The 566-nt window shown below is 70.8% G+C and carries 1 protein-coding gene; it reads right to left on the minus strand.

All coding sequences use genetic code 11. The features are described 5' to 3' along the window. A partial coding sequence (locus AC07YH_RS26690) for a LysR family transcriptional regulator (protein ID WP_494749909.1) occupies positions 1 to 566 on the minus strand: 566 nt, incomplete at both ends.

Raw genomic sequence — 566 nt, forward strand, 5'->3', positions numbered from 1 at the left:
GTGGGCCGACCAGGGGATGGCCGGCCGGAGCGGCCAGCATCATCTCGTCCTCGGTGATCAGGCTGGCCTCGATATCGTCCTCGACGTGGCCCAGCACGCCGACGACGATGTCCAGCGCGCCCGACCGGAGGTCGGCCATCAGGCTGTCGTTCTTGCCATCGCACAGGTGGAAGCAGATGTCGGACCGGTCCTGACCCAGGCGCGCGATCGCCTCGGCCGCGGCGGGCACCACGGACGGGATGACGCCCAGCCGCACCACGGACTTCCCGCGCGTGGCCGCATCGCTCATGTCGACGAAGGCGTTCTCGGCGGTGGTCAGCAGGCGGCGAGCGTGGGGCAGGAAGGCCGCGCCGGCTTCTGTCAGGGCGACGTGGTGGGTGCTGCGATCGAACAGGCGCAGCCCCATGTGATCCTCGATCTGGCGGATCGCGGCGCTGAGCGCGGGCTGGGAGACGGTCATCCGCTCGGCCGCGCGGCTGAAGTTGGCCGACTCGGCCAGGGCCGTGAAGAACCTCAGTTGTCGGAGCGAAATGGCCTGGGTGCGGGCCGAAGGGCGGGCCAGGGGG

The organism is Caulobacter sp. GW456-12-1-14-TSB4 (genome assembly GCF_059424195.1).